Below are 5,149 nucleotides of genomic sequence, written 5' to 3' on the forward strand. Positions count from 1 at the left end.
GTCAGCGGCTTGTCGCCAATCTTCAACCGGCAGCGCGGCCCCTCATTGCCCTGCCGGGCATTTCTCCCCGTGAACGGGGAGAAAGAGCTGTAATCACGCCCGCTCAATCACCACATGCGTGGCGAGGGGCGTTGCCACCTGCTCGGTGCAGCGATAGCCAAGGCCGGGCATGTCCAGGCCGGCGAAAAGATGCTCGCCCTTGCCGAGCAGCACCGGCGATACCGCTAGGTGCATCTCGTCTATGAGCTTCTCGTGCAGATATTGTCGGATGGTCGAAACGCCGCCGCCGACCCGCACATCCTTGCCGCCAGCCGCCTCCCTGGCTTGCTCCAGCGCCGAGTGGATGCCGTCGGTGACGAAGTAAAAGGTCGTGCCGCCTTCCATGGCGATCGGCGCCCGCTTGTGATGCGTCAGCACGAAGGTCGGCACGTGATAGGGGGGGTTGTCGCCCCACCAGCCCTTCCAGGTCTCGTCCGGCCATTCGCCGCGGATCGGGCCGAACATGTTGCGGCCGAGGATCCAGGCGCCGACATTCTCGAAGCTGCGCGTGGCGAACGCGTCGTCCGTGCCGGTGGTACCGCCGTCCTTGCCCATCACAATCTTGCGAAAAAAGCGGGTGCCGATCATCCATTTGTGCAGGTTCTCGCCGCCGATACCGAGCGGGTTGGCGAGATCCTGATCCGGACCGGCGCCGAAGCCGTCAAGCGACAGGGTGAATGCACTGACGCGAAGCTTGGACATGCTACCTCCTTCATAACCAGTTGTATTTTGCAAGCAGTTAGTGGTTAGTCTAACTGATTGCGTATTGCAAGCGGTATCTGGTGCGCGGATGGATGCGGATCGCGCCCCGGCAAGTTCAGGAGAATGATCAGTTCGGCGACGGCGAACTACCAACCTCGTCCGCCGTGTCACCGGCAGACATCGTTCCACCGGCGACAAGCTGGCGCTGCAATGCCATCAACATGGTTCTGCCGAGCTCATCGGGTGCCTCGCAATTCGTTGACACTCGATAGGAGTTGTCGACATAGGAACCAAAACCAACCGCCAGCAACTCAACGTCTCCGGCTGTCTCCAGTTGCACCGCCACTTGAAAGAGATGGTCTTGGAGATAGCGAGGGCCATTTGCGTGAAGCGTGGAATCGTCGACCGGCGCCCCGTCCGACACGACGAGCAGTATTTTCCGGCGCTCGGGACGTTTCCGCAGCCGGTCGGCTGCCCATTCGATGGCCTCGCCGTCGATATTTTCCTTGAGCAGGTCCGGCCGCAACATCACCTTGAGAGCATGACCGATACTGCCCTGACGCATATCGTCGGCCTCCCGATAAACGATATGAAGCAGGTCGTTCAGCCTGCCCGGATTTTTGGGCCGGCCATCTGCATCCCAGGTCTGCCGTGAGTACCCACCGCGCCAGGCGCGCGTGGTGAAGCCCAGGAGCTCGACCTTGATGCCTAGCGTCCTCAGGAACTCCTGTGCAATGTCGACGGAAGCGGCGGCGTAGAGCATTTTTTGGCCGCGCATCGATCCGGAGTGATCGACGAGAATGGAAACAACGGTATTGGCGAGGTCGGGCGCCGACGGGCCGTTGCGGATTTCCGCGGCGAGATCAGCCGCCTGAATGAGATGTTTCGTCCTCCAGCCCGCCAGGCCGTTCTCCAGTTCGGCCCATGCGGTGTCGAGCGCGGATTGATGCTTTCCCGAAAGCGGCCCGATAGCACTGGACAGCTTGGAACTCGGCACAATCCAGTCATGGAGCGTGACGTAGGCGTGATAGCCCGGCGTAGTAGTATCGCCGCGTGGGGTGGCAACGAACAATGATTTGAGATGCTTGCCCAGCCCCCGCAGCAATGTCGGCTATCCCTTCAGCATCGCCGCCACTTCTGGCGCGAAATAGGTGAGGATTCCGTCGCAGCCGGCGCGTTTCAGCGCAAGCAGCGATTCCAGCATCGCCTTCTCGCCGTCGATCCAGCCATTGGCGGCGGCCGCCTTGATCATCGAATATTCGCCCGACACCTGGTAGGCGAAGGTCGGCATTTGCAGTTCGTCCTTCAGCCGGCGGATGATGTCGAGATAGGGCAGGCCGGGCTTCACCATCAGCATGTCGGCCCCTTCGGCGAGGTCCTGCTCGGCCTCGCGCAGCGCCTCGTCGGAATTGGCGTGGTCGAGATAGTAGGTCTTCTTGTCACCCTTGAGCAGGCCGGCCGTGCCCACCGCCTCGCGATACGGGCCGTAGAAGGCGGAGGCGAACTTCGTCGCGTAGGACATGATCGCCACGTCCTGAAAACCGTTGGCGTCGAGCGCGTCGCGGATGGCGCCGATGCGGCCGTCCATCATGTCCGACGGCGCGATGATGTCGGCGCCGGCCGCGGCCTGGATGACGGCTGCCGCCGCCACCTGCGCAACCGTCTCGTCATTGACGATAATGCCGTCGCGCAGGATGCCGTCATGGCCATGGCTGGTGAACGGATCGAGCGCGGCGTCGGTGATGATGCCGATCTCCGGCGCCGCATGCTTGATGGCGCGGGTGGCGCGGTTGATGATGTTTTCCGGGTCGAGGATGTGCGAGCCGGTCTGGTCGCGCAGCGAAAGCTCGACATTGGGAAAAGTGGCGATCGCCGGAATGCCGAGCTTGGCCGCACGCTCGGCCTCCTTGACCGCGAGGTCGAGCGACAGGCGGAACACGCCGGGCATTGCGGCGATCGGCTCGCGCACATCCTTGCCGTCGACGACGAAGATCGGCCAGATAAGGTCGTCGACCGAAAGACGGTTCTCCTGCACCAGGCGCCGCGACCAGTCGGCCTTGCGCATGCGCCTCAGCCGCCGGCTGCCGGTGATCTCGTCGACGCTGCGCGCGCCGGCAGGCTTTGCGGGGGTGAATTTGTTCATCGCGTCAACTCTCGTTTGACCGGTTTTAACACGCGGTCTCCCGACAGACCAATGCGACACGATTGTGCCAGCCTTCCTTGTCCCCGTTGACGGGGAGAAGGGGGCAGCGCCGACCTCTCAGGGCTGCCCATTGCCCGACAGCACTTGCGCCGCGCCCCGCATGGCGACACGGAACGCCTCGTCGAAGCTGACGCCGCGCACCTGCCAGCGATAGGTCTTGCCGCCATCGGCCAGCCGCCAGTCGGCGATCCAGCCCAGGTCCTTGTCGCTCCATACGATGCTGCCGGCGAGCGCCTGGTCGGCGCCGGCCTTCCTCGCCAGCTCGTCGAGCGTGGCCATGTCGGTGGTGTGCAGCGCCTTCTCGTCCATCCCGGAAATCATCGACCCCGGCGGGAAGGCGATGCGCATCAGCAGCGGCCCCGTGGCGTTGATGAAGGATTCGCGCATCGCCTCGCCGCGCTCGTCATCGGCGCTCAGCGCGAAATGCCGCGTGCCTTGCTCGGCCATCAGGAAAACCGCGACCGTCGGTCGCTCGCCGAGCCAAGGCTTGCTGCCAAGCTGGGCCAGCACCTTGTCGATCACAGCGGGCTTGTAGAGGCAGGTGAGGTCGTGCGGCCGGTCATGCGTGCCTTGCTCGTCATGCACGGGGATGCCTTCCAGCCGGTCGTGGTAGCGGAAGGATTCGACGAAATCGCCTGCCTTGTCGCGCAGCGCCGCCATCTCCGGTTTGCCCGGCAGCCGCTGATCGCCCGAGACCCTCACAAGCACTTTGTCCAGGCAATCCCTGAAGCCGATCTTCCGGTTGACCTCGCCGGTGCCGGTGACGATCGTCTGCGACTGGTAGAGCGCTTCCGTCGCGGCCAGAGCAGCACCAGACATGAGGCAAAGAGCGATCAGGCAGATCGTTGCAGCCATGAGACGAGAAGGCCCGGTCATGTCTTGCCATCCAGTTCAACGTGGCCATCTTCTAGCACCGGGCGCCAACAGCGGCCAAGTCGGTTGCTTTGCGCCGCATGGCCGCCGGCATGGGGCATCCGTGCGCCACGCTGGACCGGCATGGCCAATCGAAGGAGCGAGCAATGATCTTCATCTGGCTCATCTATGCCGCCTGGATCCTGCTGATCGTCTATCTCACCATTCAAGCGGCGGGTGTGAAGCGCGATACACGGCCGCATTTGCTGCAAAGCTTCGCCTTGCTGTTCGCTGTGATAGTGGCCTTCCTGCTTCCGCATCTGCGGGCGTTCGCATTCGTCAACTTCGCGCCCGTGGGCCCGGCTTTAGCCGGCATTGGTGTCGTCGTCACCCTTGCTGGCATGGCATTCCTGGTATGGGCGCGACAAAGCCTTGGCCGCAACTGGAGCCAGACCGTCTCGGCCAAGCAGGACCATGAACTTGTGACTTCCGGCCCGTACCGCTACGTGCGTCATCCCATGTACACAGGCGGCATGGTCGCAGGTATCGGATCAGCGATCGTGGTGGGCGGCGGTTTTATCTTCCTGCTTATCCTGTTGGGCTCGCTTTTTCTCTGGCGCGTCGGCGCCGAAGACCGGCTCCTTGCGGTGCAGTTCCCCAATGAATTTCCTGCTTATGCCAGGCGAACCAAGGCGTTGATCCCCTTCGTGTGGTAGGCAGCCTGTGGCAATTCGAACGAGCGCAGTCATCTCTGCCCGCGCCCGACAATTGACGTTCGCCCAGTCGCCGCTTAGCACTTCAAATCCCGCAGGCGCGGGGGAGGATTCTCTTACGATGGATTTTGGCGGAGGCGACGAAATTCGCTTCGAGCGGTTGGGCAGGGCCGGCGTCGTTACGCTGACGCGGCCGCAGGCGCTCAACGCTGTCACGCACGCCATGGTCAAGGCGCTTGGCAAGGCGCTCGAAGCCTGGGAGCGCGATGACGGCGTCGATGTCGTGATCGTCAAGGCCGAGGGCAGGGCGTTCTCCGCCGGCGGCGACATTCTGCACATCTATGAGGCCGGCCGTGCCGGGCGGCCGCCGGTCGACTTCTTTGCCGACGAATACCGGCTCAACGCCCGCATCAACGCCTTCAGGAAGCCCTATGTCGCGCTGATCGACGGCATCGTCATGGGTGGCGGCGTCGGCATTTCCTTCCACGGCTCGCAGCGCGTGCTGACCGAGAACGCCCAGTTCGCCATGCCGGAGGTCGGCATCGGCTTCTTCCCCGATGTCGGTGCGAGCCACCTACTGCCGGACCTCGGCGGCAGTTTCGGCATGTATCTGGCGCTGACCGGAACCCGGATTCGCCAC

General features: G+C 63.4%; 6 protein-coding genes. 2 read left to right on the forward strand and 4 right to left on the reverse strand.

Annotation, left to right across the window (positions count from 1 at the left end; translation table 11 throughout):
- Positions 1–93: 93 nt before the first annotated feature.
- The 4 genes from EN781_RS25260 to EN781_RS25275 all read right to left on the reverse strand — a co-directional run bounded on the left by EN781_RS25260 (position 94) and on the right by EN781_RS25275 (position 3,820).
- Complete coding sequence (locus tag EN781_RS25260; protein WP_127400438.1) at positions 94–741, reverse strand: dihydrofolate reductase family protein; 648 nt, start codon at positions 739–741, stop codon at positions 94–96.
- Positions 742–868: 127 nt separating this feature from the next.
- Positions 869–1,846 carry a cobalamin biosynthesis protein CobT gene (locus EN781_RS25265; protein WP_126054955.1) on the reverse strand — a complete coding sequence of 326 codons (978 nt, stop codon included), beginning with the start codon at positions 1,844–1,846 and terminating at the stop codon, positions 869–871.
- A 6-nt stretch (positions 1,847–1,852) separates the two neighbouring features.
- Positions 1,853–2,884, reverse strand: a complete 1,032-nt coding sequence (gene hemB, locus EN781_RS25270) for a porphobilinogen synthase (RefSeq protein ID WP_126054954.1) — start codon at positions 2,882–2,884, stop codon at positions 1,853–1,855.
- A 117-nt stretch (positions 2,885–3,001) separates the two neighbouring features.
- Complete coding sequence (locus tag EN781_RS25275) at positions 3,002–3,820, reverse strand: DUF2066 domain-containing protein (protein WP_126054953.1); 819 nt, start codon at positions 3,818–3,820, stop codon at positions 3,002–3,004.
- A 143-nt stretch (positions 3,821–3,963) separates the two neighbouring features.
- Here EN781_RS25275 and EN781_RS25280 point away from each other — a divergent pair, with 143 nt between their 5' ends.
- Together EN781_RS25280 and EN781_RS25285 are read left to right on the forward strand one after the other, a co-directional pair.
- Complete coding sequence (locus tag EN781_RS25280; RefSeq protein WP_189347833.1) at positions 3,964–4,512, forward strand: isoprenylcysteine carboxylmethyltransferase family protein; 549 nt, start codon at positions 3,964–3,966, stop codon at positions 4,510–4,512.
- 118 nt (positions 4,513–4,630) lie between these two features.
- A partial coding sequence (locus EN781_RS25285) for an enoyl-CoA hydratase/isomerase family protein (protein WP_189347835.1) occupies positions 4,631–5,149 on the forward strand: 519 nt, incomplete at its 3' end.

The sequence above is a fragment of the Mesorhizobium sp. M4A.F.Ca.ET.090.04.2.1 genome (assembly GCF_003999085.1).
Lineage (GTDB): Bacteria > Pseudomonadota > Alphaproteobacteria > Rhizobiales > Rhizobiaceae > Mesorhizobium.

Excerpts from the sequence above, each read along its gene's own strand:
- EN781_RS25260 (WP_127400438.1), bottom strand. The coding sequence starts at position 741 with ATGTCCAAGCTTCGCGTCAGTGCATTCACCCTGTCGCTTGACGGCTTC.
- hemB (WP_126054954.1), bottom strand. The coding sequence starts at position 2,884 with ATGAACAAATTCACCCCCGCAAAGCCTGCCGGCGCGCGCAGCGTCGAC.
- EN781_RS25275 (WP_126054953.1), bottom strand. The coding sequence starts at position 3,820 with ATGACCGGGCCTTCTCGTCTCATGGCTGCAACGATCTGCCTGATCGCT.
- EN781_RS25280 (WP_189347833.1), top strand. The coding sequence starts at position 3,964 with ATGATCTTCATCTGGCTCATCTATGCCGCCTGGATCCTGCTGATCGTC.